Origin of the sequence: Hypnocyclicus thermotrophus (assembly GCF_004365575.1) — a bacterium.
Lineage (GTDB): Bacteria > Fusobacteriota > Fusobacteriia > Fusobacteriales > Fusobacteriaceae > Hypnocyclicus > Hypnocyclicus thermotrophus.
Map to the genome: position 1 here is coordinate 71,441 of NZ_SOBG01000005.1, position 16,406 is coordinate 87,846.

At 23.5% G+C, this 16,406-nt stretch carries 14 protein-coding genes and 4 tRNA genes; 5 read left to right on the forward strand and 13 right to left on the reverse strand.

Annotated elements, in window-relative coordinates; genetic code table 11:
• Positions 1 to 2: 2 nt before the first annotated feature.
• The 7 genes from ruvB to EV215_RS06490 all read right to left on the reverse strand — a co-directional run bounded on the left by ruvB (position 3) and on the right by EV215_RS06490 (position 4,335).
• On the reverse strand, positions 3 to 995 hold the full coding sequence (gene ruvB / locus EV215_RS06460) for a Holliday junction branch migration DNA helicase RuvB (protein ID WP_134113183.1): 993 nt from the start codon (positions 993 to 995) through the stop codon (positions 3 to 5).
• A gap of 2 nt (positions 996 to 997) precedes the next feature.
• Positions 998 to 3,187: a carboxypeptidase-like regulatory domain-containing protein gene (locus EV215_RS06465; protein ID WP_134113184.1), complete on the reverse strand. Its 2,190-nt coding sequence runs from the start codon at positions 3,185 to 3,187 to the stop codon at positions 998 to 1,000.
• A gap of 17 nt (positions 3,188 to 3,204) precedes the next feature.
• Positions 3,205 to 3,813 carry a DUF445 domain-containing protein gene (locus EV215_RS06470; RefSeq protein ID WP_134113185.1) on the reverse strand — a complete coding sequence of 203 codons (609 nt, stop codon included), beginning with the start codon at positions 3,811 to 3,813 and terminating at the stop codon, positions 3,205 to 3,207.
• Between the two features lie 156 nt (positions 3,814 to 3,969).
• Positions 3,970 to 4,044, reverse strand: a tRNA-Cys gene (locus tag EV215_RS06475).
• Between the two features lie 9 nt (positions 4,045 to 4,053).
• Positions 4,054 to 4,129 (reverse strand) — tRNA-Phe (locus tag EV215_RS06480).
• Between the two features lie 5 nt (positions 4,130 to 4,134).
• Positions 4,135 to 4,212: transfer RNA gene (locus EV215_RS06485), tRNA-Asp, on the reverse strand.
• 47 nt (positions 4,213 to 4,259) lie between these two features.
• A tRNA-Val gene (locus EV215_RS06490) sits at positions 4,260 to 4,335 on the reverse strand.
• Positions 4,336 to 4,690: 355 nt separating this feature from the next.
• Between EV215_RS06490 and EV215_RS10515 the strand changes: the two genes are divergently transcribed.
• Genes EV215_RS10515 through EV215_RS06500 form a run of 3 tightly spaced genes read left to right on the forward strand, consistent with a single transcriptional unit; the run spans position 4,691 to position 8,426 of the window.
• The gene (locus EV215_RS10515) at positions 4,691 to 4,861 is read left to right on the forward strand and encodes a hypothetical protein (protein ID WP_166667367.1); all 171 of its coding nucleotides are present in this window, start codon (positions 4,691 to 4,693) and stop codon (positions 4,859 to 4,861) included.
• On the forward strand, positions 4,858 to 6,378 hold the full coding sequence (locus EV215_RS06495) for an HD domain-containing protein (protein ID WP_134113186.1): 1,521 nt from the start codon (positions 4,858 to 4,860) through the stop codon (positions 6,376 to 6,378). Before EV215_RS10515 ends, EV215_RS06495 begins: the two co-directional genes overlap by 4 nt.
• Positions 6,379 to 6,389: 11 nt before the next feature.
• The gene (locus EV215_RS06500) at positions 6,390 to 8,426 is read left to right on the forward strand and encodes an RNA degradosome polyphosphate kinase (RefSeq protein WP_134113187.1); all 2,037 of its coding nucleotides are present in this window, start codon (positions 6,390 to 6,392) and stop codon (positions 8,424 to 8,426) included.
• 63 nt (positions 8,427 to 8,489) lie between these two features.
• On the opposite strand, the gene mgsA is transcribed toward EV215_RS06500, so the two are convergent.
• From mgsA to EV215_RS06530, 6 genes are all read right to left on the reverse strand, one after another.
• On the reverse strand, positions 8,490 to 8,855 hold the full coding sequence (mgsA, locus tag EV215_RS06505; protein ID WP_134113188.1) for a methylglyoxal synthase: 366 nt from the start codon (positions 8,853 to 8,855) through the stop codon (positions 8,490 to 8,492).
• Between the two features lie 91 nt (positions 8,856 to 8,946).
• Positions 8,947 to 9,522, reverse strand: a complete 576-nt coding sequence (locus tag EV215_RS06510) for an HD domain-containing protein (protein WP_134113189.1) — start codon at positions 9,520 to 9,522, stop codon at positions 8,947 to 8,949.
• A 41-nt stretch (positions 9,523 to 9,563) separates the two neighbouring features.
• A complete protein-coding gene (tyrS, locus tag EV215_RS06515; RefSeq protein ID WP_134113190.1) occupies positions 9,564 to 10,787 on the reverse strand; it encodes a tyrosine--tRNA ligase in 1,224 nt (407 codons plus the stop codon).
• Positions 10,788 to 10,989: 202 nt separating this feature from the next.
• The gene (locus tag EV215_RS06520) at positions 10,990 to 11,490 is read right to left on the reverse strand and encodes a GNAT family N-acetyltransferase (RefSeq protein ID WP_134113191.1); all 501 of its coding nucleotides are present in this window, start codon (positions 11,488 to 11,490) and stop codon (positions 10,990 to 10,992) included.
• 9 nt (positions 11,491 to 11,499) lie between these two features.
• The gene (locus EV215_RS06525; protein ID WP_134113192.1) at positions 11,500 to 13,401 is read right to left on the reverse strand and encodes an ABC-F family ATP-binding cassette domain-containing protein; all 1,902 of its coding nucleotides are present in this window, start codon (positions 13,399 to 13,401) and stop codon (positions 11,500 to 11,502) included.
• Positions 13,402 to 13,612: 211 nt separating this feature from the next.
• Positions 13,613 to 14,686 (reverse strand): hypothetical protein, encoded by a 1,074-nt coding sequence (locus EV215_RS06530; protein ID WP_134113193.1) that lies wholly within the window; start codon positions 14,684 to 14,686, stop codon positions 13,613 to 13,615.
• A 76-nt stretch (positions 14,687 to 14,762) separates the two neighbouring features.
• On the opposite strand from EV215_RS06530, the gene EV215_RS06535 reads away from it, so the two are divergent.
• Both EV215_RS06535 and EV215_RS06540 read left to right on the forward strand, forming a co-directional pair.
• Positions 14,763 to 15,677 carry a WD40 repeat domain-containing protein gene (locus tag EV215_RS06535; protein WP_134113194.1) on the forward strand — a complete coding sequence of 305 codons (915 nt, stop codon included), beginning with the start codon at positions 14,763 to 14,765 and terminating at the stop codon, positions 15,675 to 15,677.
• An 11-nt stretch (positions 15,678 to 15,688) separates the two neighbouring features.
• Entirely contained in the window at positions 15,689 to 16,402 is a 714-nt protein-coding gene (locus EV215_RS06540) for an MlaA family lipoprotein (RefSeq protein WP_134113195.1), read from the forward strand.
• Positions 16,403 to 16,406: the final 4 nt, after the last annotated feature.

Here is a 16,406-nt window from a genome sequence, read left to right on the forward strand (position 1 = left end):
TATTACTCCTTTTCTAAATGTTTATACGCTTTTTCTGTTATCATTCTACCACGAGCTGTTCTTTTTATAAATCCTATTTTTACTAAATACGGTTCATATACCTCTTCTAATGTCCTTCTATCTTCTCCTAATAATAATGATAGTGTCTCTATCCCCACTGGTCCCCCATTATAATTTTTTACAATAGCATTTAATATTTCTCTATCTAATTCATCTAAGCCCTCTTTATCTACTCCTAATAACTCTAATGCTTTTTGTGTTGTTTCTTTATTTATATATCCATCACCTTTAATTTCTGCATAATCTCTTACTCTTTTTAAAAGTCTATTTGCTATTCTAGGAGTTCCTCTACTTCGAAGTGCTATTTCATTTGCCCCATCATCTAGTATATCTATATTTAGTATTCTAGCTCCTCTTTTAATTATTTTTTCTAATTCCTCAATAGAGTAATAATCCATTCTATGAACCACTCCAAATCTATCTCTAAGAGGCGCGCTTAAAAGTCCTGCTCTAGTTGTTGCCCCTATAAGTGTAAAATCTGGAAGTTCAATTCTTATAGAACGGGCCGAAGGTCCTTTTCCTATAACTATATCTATTTCTCTATCTTCCATAGCTGGATAAAGTATTTCTTCAACTGATGTATTTAATCTATGTATTTCATCGATAAAAAGAATATCATTTTCTTCTAGCGATGTAAGAATTGCTGCTAAATCCCCTGCTTTTTCTAAAACTGGACCTGAAGTTATTTTCAAGTTTACTTCCATCTCATTTGCTATCACTCCAGCTAATGTTGTCTTTCCTAGTCCTGGTGGACCATAAAGAAGTATATGATCTATAGATTCTTCTCTATTTTTGGCAGCTTGAATAAATATATTCATTTTTTCTTTTAATTTTTCTTGACCTATGTATTCATCAAAATATTTAGGTCTTAAATTTTTTTGATATTCTTTTTCAGTATATATTTCATCAGTTGTAATAATTCTATCTTCTACCAACCTTATTTTCTCCTATTAATATATTTTTTCGCTTCTTCATAACTATTTTTTGAACTGTTTACCATCCCTAATTTTGTATAAATATCCCCTTGTAATATAAGAATATCATATCTATAAGTTGTATATGGATGAGTTAAAATTATTTTTTCTAGCCTATCTATACTTTGTTTATATACTTTTTCTAAAAATCTTTGTTTCTCCAAATATCCTATATCTTTTTTCTCTGAAATATTAATATTGCTTTTAATATTTTCCATTTCAAATTTTATGTTTCTATCTATTCCAAATAATGTAGCTTTTGCTTTTTTTAATTCATCTTTTATATCAATGTAATCTTTTTCATATGATTTTAACTGCTTCACTTCACTAAGTTCATATAAAACTTCTTCTGCCTTTGTAAGTTCTAAGTTGGCGATATAATCACGTATTTTTTGAATTTTTTCTTTTACTATCTTGTCTTGTTCTTCAATGCTTAAAAATTCAATATTAACATCTCTTATTTCACCAGCTTCTGTTAATTTTAATTGCGTTCTAACAGATAAATATCCAGGTTTTTCTGCAATTATATTTTTTAATCCTAATCCTTCTACTCTTTCAAACAATTTAGTTTTTATAGCATATCTTTTTCCATTTATTTTTAAAGTATAGTTTTCAATATTACTTCTAAATATCATTTTACCAATAGGTTTTATTTCAACATTTTTAATTACTGCTTCACCTTTTGATATTGTTATTTCTTCTCGTTTTGATTCATAACCTAATTTTTTAAATATAATATGATATTTTCCTTCTGGTATGTTTTTAAAATAATATTCTCCTTTATTATTTGTAGATTGCCATATAGCTAGTTCTTCTATTATTACAAGTGCATTTGATATTTTTTCTTTTTTATTCAATGATACTGTTCCGCTCAATCTACTAATTTTTGGCTCTAATTCTATATTAAAATTTTCATTTTCTATTGATTTATCTATTGTTTTAATTATTGTTTTTTCTTCAAAACCATTTGCTTTTACTCTAATAATTTTTCTACCTTCTACTTTTTCTTTTGTTTCTAATTCATAATATCCGTTCTCATCAGCTTTTGTTGTTGCTATAATTTTATTTTTATCTAAAAGCATTACTGTAGCATTACTATTAAATGGATAAATATAACCTTTTAAAAGATTTCCTTTTACGTCTCTTTTTAAATTTACTTCTAATTTATCTCCTACTTTTGCTCTTTTTATAATGGTTTCTTTATATTTTGGAGCATTAATCCTTATTTCATATTCTTTTTTATAATCTAGTGCTTCTAATATAACAAGTCCTTTAGTTGGTACTTCTTCTACAATATTTCCATCGTTATATATTTTTACTTTTGCTTCTATATTTTGCGGATATATATTTACATAAATATTATCAAATTTACTTAAATTTTCAAAAGGTATATCCTTTATAACACTCCCTTTTATCTCAATATTATCTACAAAATCCATTTTACCATAAGCTTTTATTTTTACTGTATAAACTCCAGACCTTAAAGGTTCTATCGTAAGATTTTTTGTACCATTTTTTATACGTTTTGAATACGCTAAATAATCATCTTTATAAAGAAGTATCACTCCATCTTTTATTTTATCATTAAATCTAAGAGTCAAAGTATTATAGTCAATAGGCTCCATATTATATGTCCCTATATTATTCACTTTGTCTTTTTCTACTTTAAAGCTTATTCCATTTTGATAAGCTCCTTCTTGAATAAGCTTAGCTTTATAGTCACCTTCTAATAAAGATGTTTTAAATTGAACATTTGGTTTTAATATTATCCCATAAGAGTCATCATTAAAATCTAAAAATATATCTTTATCTATTTTTGAATTTACTCTACCAACTACCGGATATCTAATATCTTTTCTTACATCTGGTATCTCAACAATCACTTCATTTACATTTTTTTCTATTTTTACTTTTTTCTTATAATCAGGAAGATCACCTTTTTGAAATACTAAAGTATATTCTTTTCCAAGAGTTAAATTATCAATATAAAAATTCCCTTCTTGATCACTTATATCATATAATAATTCATTTTCTACATAAACAAAAACTCCATAATCTTCATGATTTTCTACTTTTACAAAACCTTTTATTTCTGCTGCATTTACTAATATGGTTAAAATAAAAAATAATATAATAGATGATATTTTCTTCATTGTATATTTCTCCTTTTTTACATAATTTGAATTAAAAGGAATTGAACTACCCCTATTATCGCTCCTAATATAGCTCCAATTAATTCTATGTGTTTTAATTCTTTCTTTGCTATATTTATCGTCATTTTTTCAACTTCTTCAAGTGAAAATTGATTAATTTTATTAACTATTATTTCTTTAAAGTCTATTTCGTTTTCTAATTTATGTATTATTATATTTACTAATTCTTCTTTATTTTCTTCTATTACATCTTTTATATATCCCTTAATTTTACTTATCATAGAATCATTTACAAACATAGCTATCATTGGTATATTTTTAAATAAATCATCTTTTAATTTTTTTTCAACAATATCATCTACTATTTTATCTATTTCATCTTCTAATTCAATAGAATTTATTGTTTTAGTTATATCCTTCATAGAAATAAGGTCTCTATCAATTGTTTCTGCTATGTTTATTGCTATTTCTTCTCTTCTTTTTGGTATTACCCCTTGTAATTTGAAAAATCCTAAATTAATTGGTTCGTAAGGTTTGAAAAGTAGCTTAATTGCAACAAAATTTGTAAACCATCCTATTAAAGATGCTATAATTATTAGTGTAAAAAACGAAAGTATTCCTTGCATTTTCCCCTCCATAATTTAAATTTTAAAATTTGATTTAAAATTTTTATTTTTTTATATAATTATTTAAAATATTTTACCATATATGACTATATTTTTCAATGTAACATTATCTGTAAAATAAAAAAAACAGGTTTTAACCTGCTTAAATGTAATATATGGAGGCGACGACCAGATTCGAACTGGTGAATAGAGATTTTGCAGACCTCTGCCTTACCACTTGGCGACGTCGCCTTATTTAAATGGTGCCCAGAGGCGGAATCGAACCACCGACACGGGGATTTTCAGTCCCCTGCTCTACCGACTGAGCTATCTAGGCATAAATGGCGGGAGTGACGGGGATCGAACCCGCGACCTCATGCGTGACAGGCATGCGCTCTAACCAAACTGAGCTACACCCCCACAATTTGTATTATATTAAATAAATTTTACTTTGTAAAATTTATTTATGGTGGTCGCAACAGGACTTGAACCTGTGACCCCCTGCTTGTAAGGCAGGTGCTCTCCCAACTGAGCTATGCGACCCTCTTTACTAAAGCTTGTAAATTATATAACATTATCATATTTTTATCAAGCTAGGATAGATTGAATTAAATAAGATTATTATAAATTATATAAAAATATTTATCATTTTATAGCTTTTTCTTCTGATTTTTAATATTTTAAATTTTATATAAAAATATTTATTTTTTTGAACTTTTATATAATATATATTACAATATATTTAAGGGAGTAATTATATAAAATCATAAGTAATTAATAATTAAATTCTAAATAAAATAGAATAACTGTATAAGATTACTATAGCTACTCAAAATAATCTATAGAAAGGATAATGTATAATGAATATCCTATCTTTTCATTATACAAGGTAATAATAATGAAAATGTGTATTTTAGCAAAAAACAATAACATAAAAAAAATAGCTGAACTTAGTAATAAACCTAAATTTATATGCAAAAAATGTTTAAGAACATCGAATAAAAAAGAAAATCTCTGTAAAGCTGAAAAAATAAAAAAACTCATTAAGAAAGGAGATTCATTAATTTGAAAAATAAAATTTATGCTATTATTGAAATTTCCTATATGGAACTTATCTGTAAAATAATTGAAAAAAAATTAGATAATTCTTTTATAATATTAGAAAACATCTATCATCCTATTAAATTAACTGATGAATTTAAATTTGAAGATGTTAATAATTTATGTAATTTAATAAAAAAATTAGAAGTGAATTTAAAAACATATAATATACCTAAAATTAACATTAAAATTTTTGGTGTTAGTAGTCTTGGCGAATCACAAAATAAAATATTTTTTAAAGACATACTTATAATAAAAACTGGGTATAAAATAGAGTTTTTAGATTTAAATAAAAAAAATATTTTTATTTATAAATCTATTTTAAATTCTATAATAAATACTGAATTTTCTAATAAAACAAATCTTATAGTTGGTATAGATTATGGACATATTACTTTTTTTTTAATTAGAAATTTAAAAGTTATTTATTATCAAAATATCTCTTTAGGAACCATAAAACTAAAAAAAATTATTGAAGAATTAAATTTCAACCCTAATAATTTAGAAAACCTTATTTATGATTATTTTTCAAGTTATATTAATATAATTCAAAATTCTATTTCAAAATACAATATTGATAATATTTTTATTAGAGGAAGTTTATTTTACAAAATAACCTCTAAAATTTCTAACCGAGTCAATGATAATATTTATTCTTTACCAAAAGAAAATTTTATTAAATTTGCAAATGAAATAAAAAATTATTCTCTTCAATATCTAAGCGATAATTATAATCTTAGCGAAGAAAAATCAGAAATTATTTTTCCAAAAATATTTTTTACTAAATTATTAATATCATCTATACCTTATAAAAATTTATATAGTATAAACTTAACTTTAATTGATTCTTTGATCTACTCAACTATTTTCAGAAAACTTTCTTTAAAATACAATAAATATATTACAAACTCTATACTTGAAAATACTAAATATTTAGGAAGTAAATTTAATTATAATTTAGAACATGCTACTCAAGTAGCTAAATTTACAAATATTATTATTAATTCTTTAAAAACTAACTATAATTTTAATAAAAATGATATTCTTTATCTAACTATTGCTGCATTTTTACATGATATTGGAAAATATATATCTATTAAAAATCATTCTGAACACTCTTACAATCTTATTATGAATAATACTATTTTTGGTTTAAGTGCAGAAGCTAAAGAATTAATAGCTTTAATCTCTTTTTATCATAATAAAAAATTTCCAAATTTCTCATCAAAAATGTTTAAAAATTTTGATGAAGTAAAAACTATGAAAATTATTAAATTGACTTCTATTTTAAGAATAGCTGATTCTCTTGATAGAGCTCATAAAGTAAAAATTAAATCATTAAATGTTACTTTTGATAATCATACAATGATATTAAATATTACAACAAACGATAAATTAACTATTGAACATTGGAGTTTTAAGAAAAAATCAGAGCTGTTTACAGATATTTTTGGTTTAAAAACTATTTTATTAAATAAAAATTAAAGGAGTTAATCATGGTTTATTCAAATAAAAATTTTTTTAATAGAGAATTAAGTTGGCTGTATTTTAATGAACGAGTTTTAGATGAAGCTATTTTAGATAAAAATCCATTAGTTGAAAGATTAAAATTCATTGCTATTACCTCTTCAAATTTAGATGAATTTTTTATGATTCGAGTAGCTGGATTGAAAGCACAAATCGAAGAAAATTATATAAAAACTGATATTTCTGGTCTTACTCCAAATGAACAAATGGAAAAAATCAAAATTAAAGTAAAAAAATTAGTTGAAAAACAATATAATTGTATCATAAATACTCTTTTCCCAGAACTTGAAAAAGAAAATATTTTTATAAAAAAATATAATGAATTATCTTTAAAACAAAAAGACTTTGTCGAAAATTATTTTAATGAAACTATTTTCCCTATACTTACACCTATGGCAATTGATGCTAGTAGACCTTTTCCTCATCTTATAAATAAAAGCTTGAATATAATGACAAAATTATTAATTGATGGTGAAAATAGATTTTCCATTATTCAAGTACCTACTATAATTAATAGATTTTTAGAACTTCCTTCTAAAAACACAAAGGAATTTATTTTAATAGAAGACATCATCAAAGCTAATATAAATAAACTTTTTACTGGATATAAAATTGATATTACTGGTGAATTTAGAATAACTAGAGATGGTGATATGATAATTGATGAAGACGAAGCTGATGATCTACTTATCGAAATAGAGAATTCTTTGCAAAAAAGAAAATGGGGTTCTCCTGTTCGTCTTGAAGTTAAAGAAGATTTGGATAATGATATCTTAGAGTTTTTAACAGAATCTCTTAATCTTCATATCTCAAATATTTATAAATTAAACGGGCCGTTAGATCTTACATTTTTATTTAGTTTTTGTAATATAAATAATAATAAAAATCTTGAATTTAAACCTCAACCACCTATTTTAAGTAAAGCATTTTCAAAAGAAGAAAGTATATTTTCTTCAATTAGAAAAAAAGATATTATTTTACATCATCCTTATGATTCTTTTTCGCCTATTATAGATTTAATAGAAGTTGCTGCTAATGATCCTAAAGTATTAGCTATAAAACAAACATTATATAGAGTAAGTGGCGATTCTCCTATTGTAAAATCTCTTATAAAAGCTGCTAAAAATGGAAAACAAGTTACAGTTCTTGTAGAAATAAAAGCTAGATTTGATGAAGAGAGAAATATTAAATGGGCTAGAAAACTAGAAAAATCCGGTTGTCATGTTGTATACGGATTAAAAGGATTAAAAACTCATGCTAAATGTTTATTAATTGTAAGAAATGAAAATAACGGGATTAGAAGATATGTACATTTTGGAACAGGTAATTATAATGATTCTACTGCAAAACTTTATACTGATTTAGGATTTATAACTTGTAAAGAAGAATATTGTATTGATGCTACTAATCTTTTTAATAAATTAACTGGTTTTTCTTCTCCTAAATCATGGCACAAATTATCTATTGCTCCTGAAGGATTAAGAAATAAATTATATAAATTAATCGATAAAGAAATTCTAAATGCAAAAGAAGGACGAGAAGGAAAAATTATAGCTAAAATGAATTCTTTAGTAGATAAAGAAATTATTGAAAAATTATATGATGCTAGCAATGCTGGAGTAAAAATTACTCTTATTATTAGAGGAGCTTGCTGTTTACTTCCTGAAGTTAAAGGATTAAGTGAAAATATAAAAGTATATAGTATTGTTGGTAGGTATCTAGAACATAGTAGAATATATTACTTTTTTAATAATAATAATCCAAAAATATACCTTTCTAGTGCTGATTTAATGACAAGGAATTTAGATAGAAGAATAGAAACTTTTTTTCCTATTGAAGATAAAGAAGCGATTGATTTGATTAAAATGATTTTAGAATATAACTTAAAAGATAACTATAATTCGAGAATAATTAAATCTGATGGTAGCTATGAATTGATTAAAAATAAACATAAAACTTTTAATTGTCATAAAGAGTTTTATTCTTTTACTAAAAAAAATAATTAATTAATAAAACAAGCCCTAAAAAAGGACTTGTTTTATTAAACTTGTGTATATGAACAAAAATAATTATAATGCTTTTATTAAAAGTGAAGCTGATGCTAAATTTGTAGCAAGAGGTACATTATGTACATCACATATTCTAAGAAGTGCTGTAACATCTGGTTCATGAGGTTGTGCTGTCATTGGGTCTCTCATAAATATAACTGCTACTACTTCATCTTTTGCAATGTCTGCTCCTATTTGCTGGTCGCCTCCTAAAGGCCCTGACTGGTATCTAGTTATTTCTAGTCCTGTAGCTTCAGCAATTTTTTTCCCTGTAGTTCCTGTTGCTATTAATTCAAATTTTTTAAAAAATTCTTTATTTCTATTTACAAAGTTAATTAAATCAATCTTTTTTTGATCATGTGCTATTAATGCTATTTTATTTTTCATTTTACATTCTCCTTTGCATTACTTTAAACTAGTAATATTTTTTATTACTATATTTTTTTACTACTAAATAACTAAATTATAAATTAGGTATCTACAAATTTATTTTTATTTCTCTATCTAGTCTTTTAATAAATTCATACATAAACTTTTCTCTTGTTTTTGCTATTTCTTTTGCTGTTTTAGTATTCATTCTATCTTTTAATAAAAAAAGCTTATCATAAAAATGTTTTATTACTTCATTAAGATCACTTTTTATACTTCCACCATAAATAAAAGCTCTTGCTATACCTATAGCTCCTAATGCATCTAATCTATCTGCATCCTGTACTATTTTACCTTCTATACTTTTTACTATTTTACCTTTAGAAAACGATATAGTATTTACTATATCAATAATTTTTTCTATTTTTTCTTTTTCTATACTATAGTTATTAAGAATTTCTAAAATTATTTTTCTTCTATCATTATCATTATATCCAAATTTATGATCTGCAATATCATGAAGAAGTGCACTACACTCTATTATAAATTTATCTCCTGTTTTTTCTATTTCATATATCTCTAATGCATTTTTATATACTCTCATTGTATGTTGAAAATCATGTCCTGTTTTATCATATTTTAATCTTTTTTTTACTTCTTCTTTTATATTTTTGATTATATACATGTTTTCTCCAATGTTTTAAGACTTAAATAGATTTCTATACTCTATTTTACTATTATTTTAACTATTTTTTTCTTTCCTACTCTAAATACAAAATCTTTTTCTAATTTTACTATATAATTTAAATCAGTTATTTGATCTTCGTCTATTTTTACTGCACCTTGTTTTATCATTCTTCTAGCTTCACTTGTTGATTTACAAAATTCTAACTCTTTTACTATTAAATCTATAATTTTTATTTCACCTTTAGAAAATTCTTTTTCAGGTAAATCTACATTAAGATTTTTTTTAGAAAATACATTTTCAAACCATTCTCTAGCTTTTTCTCCCTCTTCTCTAGAATGGTACATAGCTACAATTTCAACTCCTAATCTTTTCTTTACATCCATAGGATGTAAAGTTCCATTCTCTACCCCTTTTCTTAATTTAGCTATCTCTTCTAGCTCTATATCAGTAGCAAGTTCATAATAATTCCACATAAGCTCATCTGATATAGACATTACCTTTCCAAACATATCATTAGGCGTTTCTCTAAGTCCTATATAATTTCCTAATGATTTCGACATTTTTTCCACACCATCAAGTCCTACTAATATTGGAGTCATCATACAAACTTGTTGTTCTTGACCTGCATTTTTTTGAAGGTCTCTTCCTCTTAGTAAATTAAATTTTTGTTCTGTTGCTCCAAGTTCTATATCTGCTTCTATTGCTACTGAATCATATCCTTGTAATATAGGATACATAAATTCTACAAGTGAAACTGGTTTCCCAGCTTCAAGTCTTTTAGCAAAATCTTCTCTTTGTATCATTTGCGCTACTGTAAATTGTGATAAAAGTTTTAATGTATCTTCTAATGTTAGTTTTTCTAACCAATCACCATTATATACTACTTCTATTTTATCAAGATCTAATATTATTTGTACTTGATCAAGCCATCCTTTTATATTTTTAGCTATTTCTTCTGAAGTAAGCATTTTTCTTGTTTCTGACTTTCCTGTTGGATCTCCTATTTTAGCCGTAAATGAACCTATTAAAAATTTTACTCTATGTCCTAATTCTTGAAATTTTTTTAATTTTCTAAGTTGTACAGCATGCCCAATATGTAAATCACTTCCTGTTGGGTCAACTCCTAATTTTACAACTAATGGTTTATTATTTTTTATTGAATTTCTTAATTTGCTTTTAAACTCTTCTTCTGAAATTAAATCTTCTACTCCTCTTGTAAGTATTTTAAACTGTCTTTCCACCTCTTTTTCGATATCTACCATACTTCTATCCTCCTAATTTTTTTATAAAAAAAAGCTCATAGGCACACTATGAGCTAATAATTTATTTATTTTCATAGAAATCCCTACACTTATGGCTATTATTTTTTATTAATTTTATTATAATAATAGCTATAATAATAATTTCTGTGCATATTAGACTCCTTTTTACTGATTTTTCTAGATTATATCATATTTTTTTATTCTATACAAGTGTTTCGAACTTTAGCATTTTTATACCTTTATAATTTTCTTTTTTTATATATTTAAAACCTATACTTTGAAAAACTTTTATTGAAATTTCATTTTCAGGAATAATATAAGAAATAAATCTATTTATATTATATTTTTGTTTATATACATTTAATACAGTTTTTAATATAGTTTTAGCATATCCCTTTCCTCTTATTTTTTTTATTAAATATATATTCACTATATTTTTATTCTCTATTCTTATCTCACCTAAATAATAATTTTTACTGTCAAGAATCAAATATATTATATATGATTTATCTAAAAGCTTTGTTTCATAGTTATGTTTGTACTCTTTTTCTAATTTATTATAGTCATTAATAAAATTTTTTTCTAAAAATTTTTTATTGATATTATCAAATATAATTTCTATATCTAATATATTAGCTTCTCTAAAATAAAATATTTCATTATTTATTTTTATTTTTCTTTTAGTTTCTACACTATCTATCATTAAAAATCCCTAACCTTTTAACTCATTTAATTCTAATTCTATCTCTTCCCATTGTGTCATTTTTTCTAATATTTCTTCTTCAAGCTTATCTAATTTTTCTTGATAATCTAATAGTTTAGATACATCGTTTATTTTCCCCGCTTCATCAAATTTTTCTTGAATTTTATCTTTTTTTAACTCTAATTCCTCAAGCTCTTTTTCTATTTGTTCAAATTTTTTTTCTAAAGAATTTATTCTATTTTTTATTCTCTTTTGCTCTTCATAATCATTATTTTTTTCTTTCTCATTTTCTACATTATTTTTTTTAAATTCTTTATAGCTATCATAGTTTCCATTAAAATATGTTGCACCATTTTCATGAACTTCATATATTTTATTTACAGTATTTTCTAAAAAGTATCTATCATGTGACACTACTATAATTGTTCCATCATAATCTTCCAAAGCCTCTTCTAAAACTTCTCTAGAATATATATCTAAGTGATTTGTTGGCTCATCTAATATCAAAACATTTGGCTTTTGTAAAATAAGCTTCATAAAACTTACTCTTGCTCTTTCTCCACCACTTAATTTAGCTATTTTTTTCTCTATTTTCTCTTCGTCAAATAAGAATCCTCCTGCTATTCTTCTCGCCTCTTCTTCACTTAATGAAAATGAATACATTAATTCATCTAATACTCTATAATCAAAGGATAAATTTGCATGTTCTTGATCATAATAAGCTATATCTAATTTCTCTCCTCTTTCAATAGTTCCACTAGTAAATGTATCTTTTTCTACTAGTATTCTAAGAAGAGTTGACTTTCCTACACCATTTTTCCCTATTATTCCTATTCTATCTCCTCTATAAATATCTAGATCTAGATTTTGAAATAACAATTTATCATTAAACTCTTTTTTTAACCTTTTTATTTTAAAAATTTTATCAGTACTAAGTCTAGCAGACTCAAATTTTAATCTCATCTTTCTTATATTTATTACTGGATTTTCCATTTTTTCCATTCTATCTAATAATTTTTGTCTTCCTCTAGCTTGTTTTGCCTTTACTCCTGCTTTATATCTTCTTACAAATTCTTCCATTTTTTTTAATTTTTCTTGTTCTTTTTCAAATGATTTTACCGCACCACTTAAATAAGCTTCTTTTTGGATTATATAATCACTAAAATTCCCATTATAAATATTAATTTTTTTATTTTCTAATTCATAAATTTTATTTACTACATTATCTAAAAAATATCTATCATGTGATATAAGTATAAATGCTCTATTATAAGATTGTAAAAATTTTTCTAACCATTCTATTGCATTTATATCTAAATGATTTGTAGGTTCATCTAATATTAATAAATCAGGCTCTTGTAATAATATTTTTCCAAGCGCTACTCTTGATTTTTGTCCTCCGCTCAGATTTTCTATACATAAATTATATTGATTTTCTTCAAAATTTAATCCATTTAAGATTTGCTTTACTTTATATTCTATTGCATATCCTTCTTCTTGTTCATATTTTGTTGATAATCTTGATAATTCTTCCATTATTTCATCAAATTTTTCTATATCTACAGATAACTTTTTATTTAATTTTTGTATTTTTTTATAATCTTCTTTTAAATAATCAAACACTGACATAAGTTCATCAAATATAGTATTTTCTTCATTTAATTCAAAATGTTGCGATAAATATCCTATTTTAAGATTTCTTTTTTTATTTATAGTTCCAAATTCTTTTGTTTTTTCACTTATATCATGCGATTCTTTATCTAATAATATCTTTACTAACGTGCTTTTTCCTGCTCCATTTACACCTATAAATCCTATTTTATCTTTTTCATCTATACTAAATGATACATCACAAAATATATACGTTCCTAAAAATTGTTTATTTAAATTGTTTACTGTAAGTAATGCCATTTCTACTCCTTTTTTAATATTTACTTAATTATCTTTGATTTAAATTAATATATATTTTCCATTATTTTTAATCATTTTATTTTACCTTAATTTAAATAATGTGTCTAGAAAATAATTTTTTTATATTACATCATAAATCTTTAAAAATTATAATATTTTTCATATATTCTCTTAAAAAAAAACTAGTTTCAATATATTGAAACTAGTTTTTTTATCTATCTATTGTATCGAAAGCTAAAAGTTTATCTATATTTTTTAATTCTTTATCTTTTAATCTATTATATTCATATCTATGTACATTTATTTCTAACTTTTTCTTTAATTGACCTTCTACTGCAAATAAATTAAGATTTATTTTTAATACATTTTCATTTTTATCAAATGCATCAGCTATAGCTAAATAAAGCTCATTATATATATTATCCATATTATCATCTTTCATAACAAATCCCATTATAAGACTATCATTAGCTATTTTAAATAATGTTGGTTTTATTGATTTAAACTCTAAAACATATGCTGTTTTTAATTCCTTTACGTATTTTACTACTTCTTGTTTTTCTTTTTCTTTTATTTCTTTTTTTACTTCTTCTATTTTTAGTTTTATAATATCTTTATTTTCAGGCTCTTCTTTTAATTTTTGTTTATAATAAGCTAATTTTTCTATTTCTGATAAATTTTCTTCTATTGTTTTTTCTGTAATAACTACTGCTGCTTCTGATGTAGTTTGATTATTTTGCGTTTCTTCTGTATACACTTCTTTTTTGATGCTTTTTTGTCTATCCACCATAAGCTTTGTAGCAAATATAGTTGATATTAAGAAAAAAGCTATAACTCCAGCAATATAATATTTATATTTAAATAATATATCTTTATATTTAGAAATATCTAACTTAGGTAAATTTATTTTCTTTTTCTCTTTTAATTTAGTTTCTTGTTTTGGAACTTCTTCTTCTTCTAAATTTGGAATTTCATCCACAAATTTTAATTCTTCTAATACTTCTTCTTCATCTGGAATATCTAATATTCCATTTTCTTCATCTATTCCTATTAATAGTTTTTCTAAATCTTCTTCTGATATTTCATCTTCTGATTTTTTCTTTTCTTGGAACTCTTTGACTTCTTGAGTTTCTTCATCTATTCCTGGCATAGATATCTCATCGCTTATATCCTCTTCATCTTCAACGTTATCATCAAATATCATTTCATCTATACTTTCCATTAAATCATCATTTTCTAACTCACTATTATTTATATCTAAATCATCTTTTATTTTTTCTAACATATCTATCCCTCCAAAAACTTTTAAATATATTTTTTTTGTGTTATACTTTAAAAAAACTTAGAAAGTAGGTCAATCTATGAAATACTTTATTATATTTTTTATCCTTTTTAATTCTGTATTTTCCTTAGATTATCATCACGATGGTATATCTAATATTTTACAAGAAAAAAACAAACCCTTTTTTATAAGTATCGGTAAAGATGGTAAAATCATTTCGTGGAATTTTGAGAAAAATAAAATTATTAATGAAATTTCTTTTAATAATGGTGCTTTAAATAATATAAGTTTCTCAAAATCTAATAATTATTTTGCTATTTCAAACTATTTTGGTAAAATATTTATATTAAACAAAAATAGTTTTAATATATTAAATATTTTTAATTTTAATTCTATGAGTATTGAAAATCTTTATTTCATATCAGATTCTAAGTTACTACTAGTATACCAGAATAAAAAAATAATTTTAATAGATATTTTTAAAAAAGAAAAAATAAATGAAATAAATTTGGATTATGAAATTCTTGACTCAACTATTTATAATAATAAACTTATTGTTTTGGATAGAAATAACAAGTTTTACTTTATTAACTTAAATAATTTAAATATTGAATCAAATTTAGAGTTTCCTTCTGATAAAATTATACATAAGTTTCTTATAAATAAAAATAAGCTTTTAATATCATATAAAAATAAATTAAAACTCTATGATATTAAAACTAAAAAAATTAATAAAATTATAACTTATCTAGATATAAATATAACTTCTTTAAATTTTTATAACGATAATTATTATATTGGTTTTAATAATGGACGTATTATTAGTTATGATAAAAATTTAAATAACTCTATTTTAGACTATAAATTACATAATGACAAAATCAATAAAATTATTGAATATAAAAATAAAATTATTTCTATTTCTGATGACGCTAGCGTTATTATTTATGATAAAAATAATAATAAATTAATAAATATTTTTAATGGACTTTAGTAGGAGGACAAATGAAAAAAATTTTTTTTACAATTTTAATTATATTTTTAACAGGCTGTAGCAATATAAACAAAACTAAAAATATTGAAACCTCTGAAAAACATTTTATAGATTCTGATATTTATGACCCTCTAGAACCCTTAAATAGAAGGATTTATTATTTTAATGCTGTAATTGATAGAAACATTATTTTACCTACAGCAAAATTTTATTCTAAAATAACTCCCGATTTTTTAGAAAAAGGAATCTCTAATTTTTTTAATAATTTAAATGAAATTCCTACTATTTTAAATAGTACGTTACAATTTAAATTTGATAAAGCTTTTGTATCCTCTGAAAGATTTTTGATAAATTCAACTATTGGTTTTTTAGGATTTTTTGATATTTCTTCAAACTCCTTTAATTTAGAAAAACATAAAGAAGATTTTGGACAAACTTTAGCTTTTTATCACATTCCACAAGGTCCGTATATTATTTTACCTATACTTGGTCCATCTACTGTTAGAGATACTGTTGGTACTACATTTGAATATATATCAAAACCCTATACTGACCCTTTACAACTTATAGATTATTCACAATCAACTCCTGAAATGATATTTATTAGTTCTATAAATAAAAGAAATAATTTAAATTTTAGATATTATCAATCAGCTTCACCTTTTGAATATGATTATATTAGATTTTTGTATTTTAAAACTAGACAATTTGAAAATATCAAATAAAAAA

Coding starts and splice junctions, on each gene's coding strand:
- EV215_RS06520 (WP_134113191.1), bottom strand. CDS start 11,490: ATGATAGATAGTGTAGAAACTAAAAGAAAAATAAAAATAAATAATGAA.
- EV215_RS06510 (WP_134113189.1), bottom strand. CDS start 9,522: ATGTATATAATCAAAAATATAAAAGAAGAAGTAAAAAAAAGATTAAAA.
- EV215_RS06465 (WP_134113184.1), bottom strand. CDS start 3,187: ATGAAGAAAATATCATCTATTATATTATTTTTTATTTTAACCATATTA.
- EV215_RS06540 (WP_134113195.1), top strand. CDS start 15,689: ATGAAAAAAATTTTTTTTACAATTTTAATTATATTTTTAACAGGCTGT.
- EV215_RS06525 (WP_134113192.1), bottom strand. CDS start 13,401: ATGGCATTACTTACAGTAAACAATTTAAATAAACAATTTTTAGGAACG.
- EV215_RS06535 (WP_134113194.1), top strand. CDS start 14,763: ATGAAATACTTTATTATATTTTTTATCCTTTTTAATTCTGTATTTTCC.
- EV215_RS06530 (WP_134113193.1), bottom strand. CDS start 14,686: ATGTTAGAAAAAATAAAAGATGATTTAGATATAAATAATAGTGAGTTA.
- tyrS (WP_134113190.1), bottom strand. CDS start 10,787: ATGGTAGATATCGAAAAAGAGGTGGAAAGACAGTTTAAAATACTTACA.
- EV215_RS06500 (WP_134113187.1), top strand. CDS start 6,390: ATGGTTTATTCAAATAAAAATTTTTTTAATAGAGAATTAAGTTGGCTG.
- mgsA (WP_134113188.1), bottom strand. CDS start 8,855: ATGAAAAATAAAATAGCATTAATAGCACATGATCAAAAAAAGATTGAT.
- EV215_RS06470 (WP_134113185.1), bottom strand. CDS start 3,813: ATGCAAGGAATACTTTCGTTTTTTACACTAATAATTATAGCATCTTTA.
- EV215_RS10515 (WP_166667367.1), top strand. CDS start 4,691: ATGAAAATGTGTATTTTAGCAAAAAACAATAACATAAAAAAAATAGCT.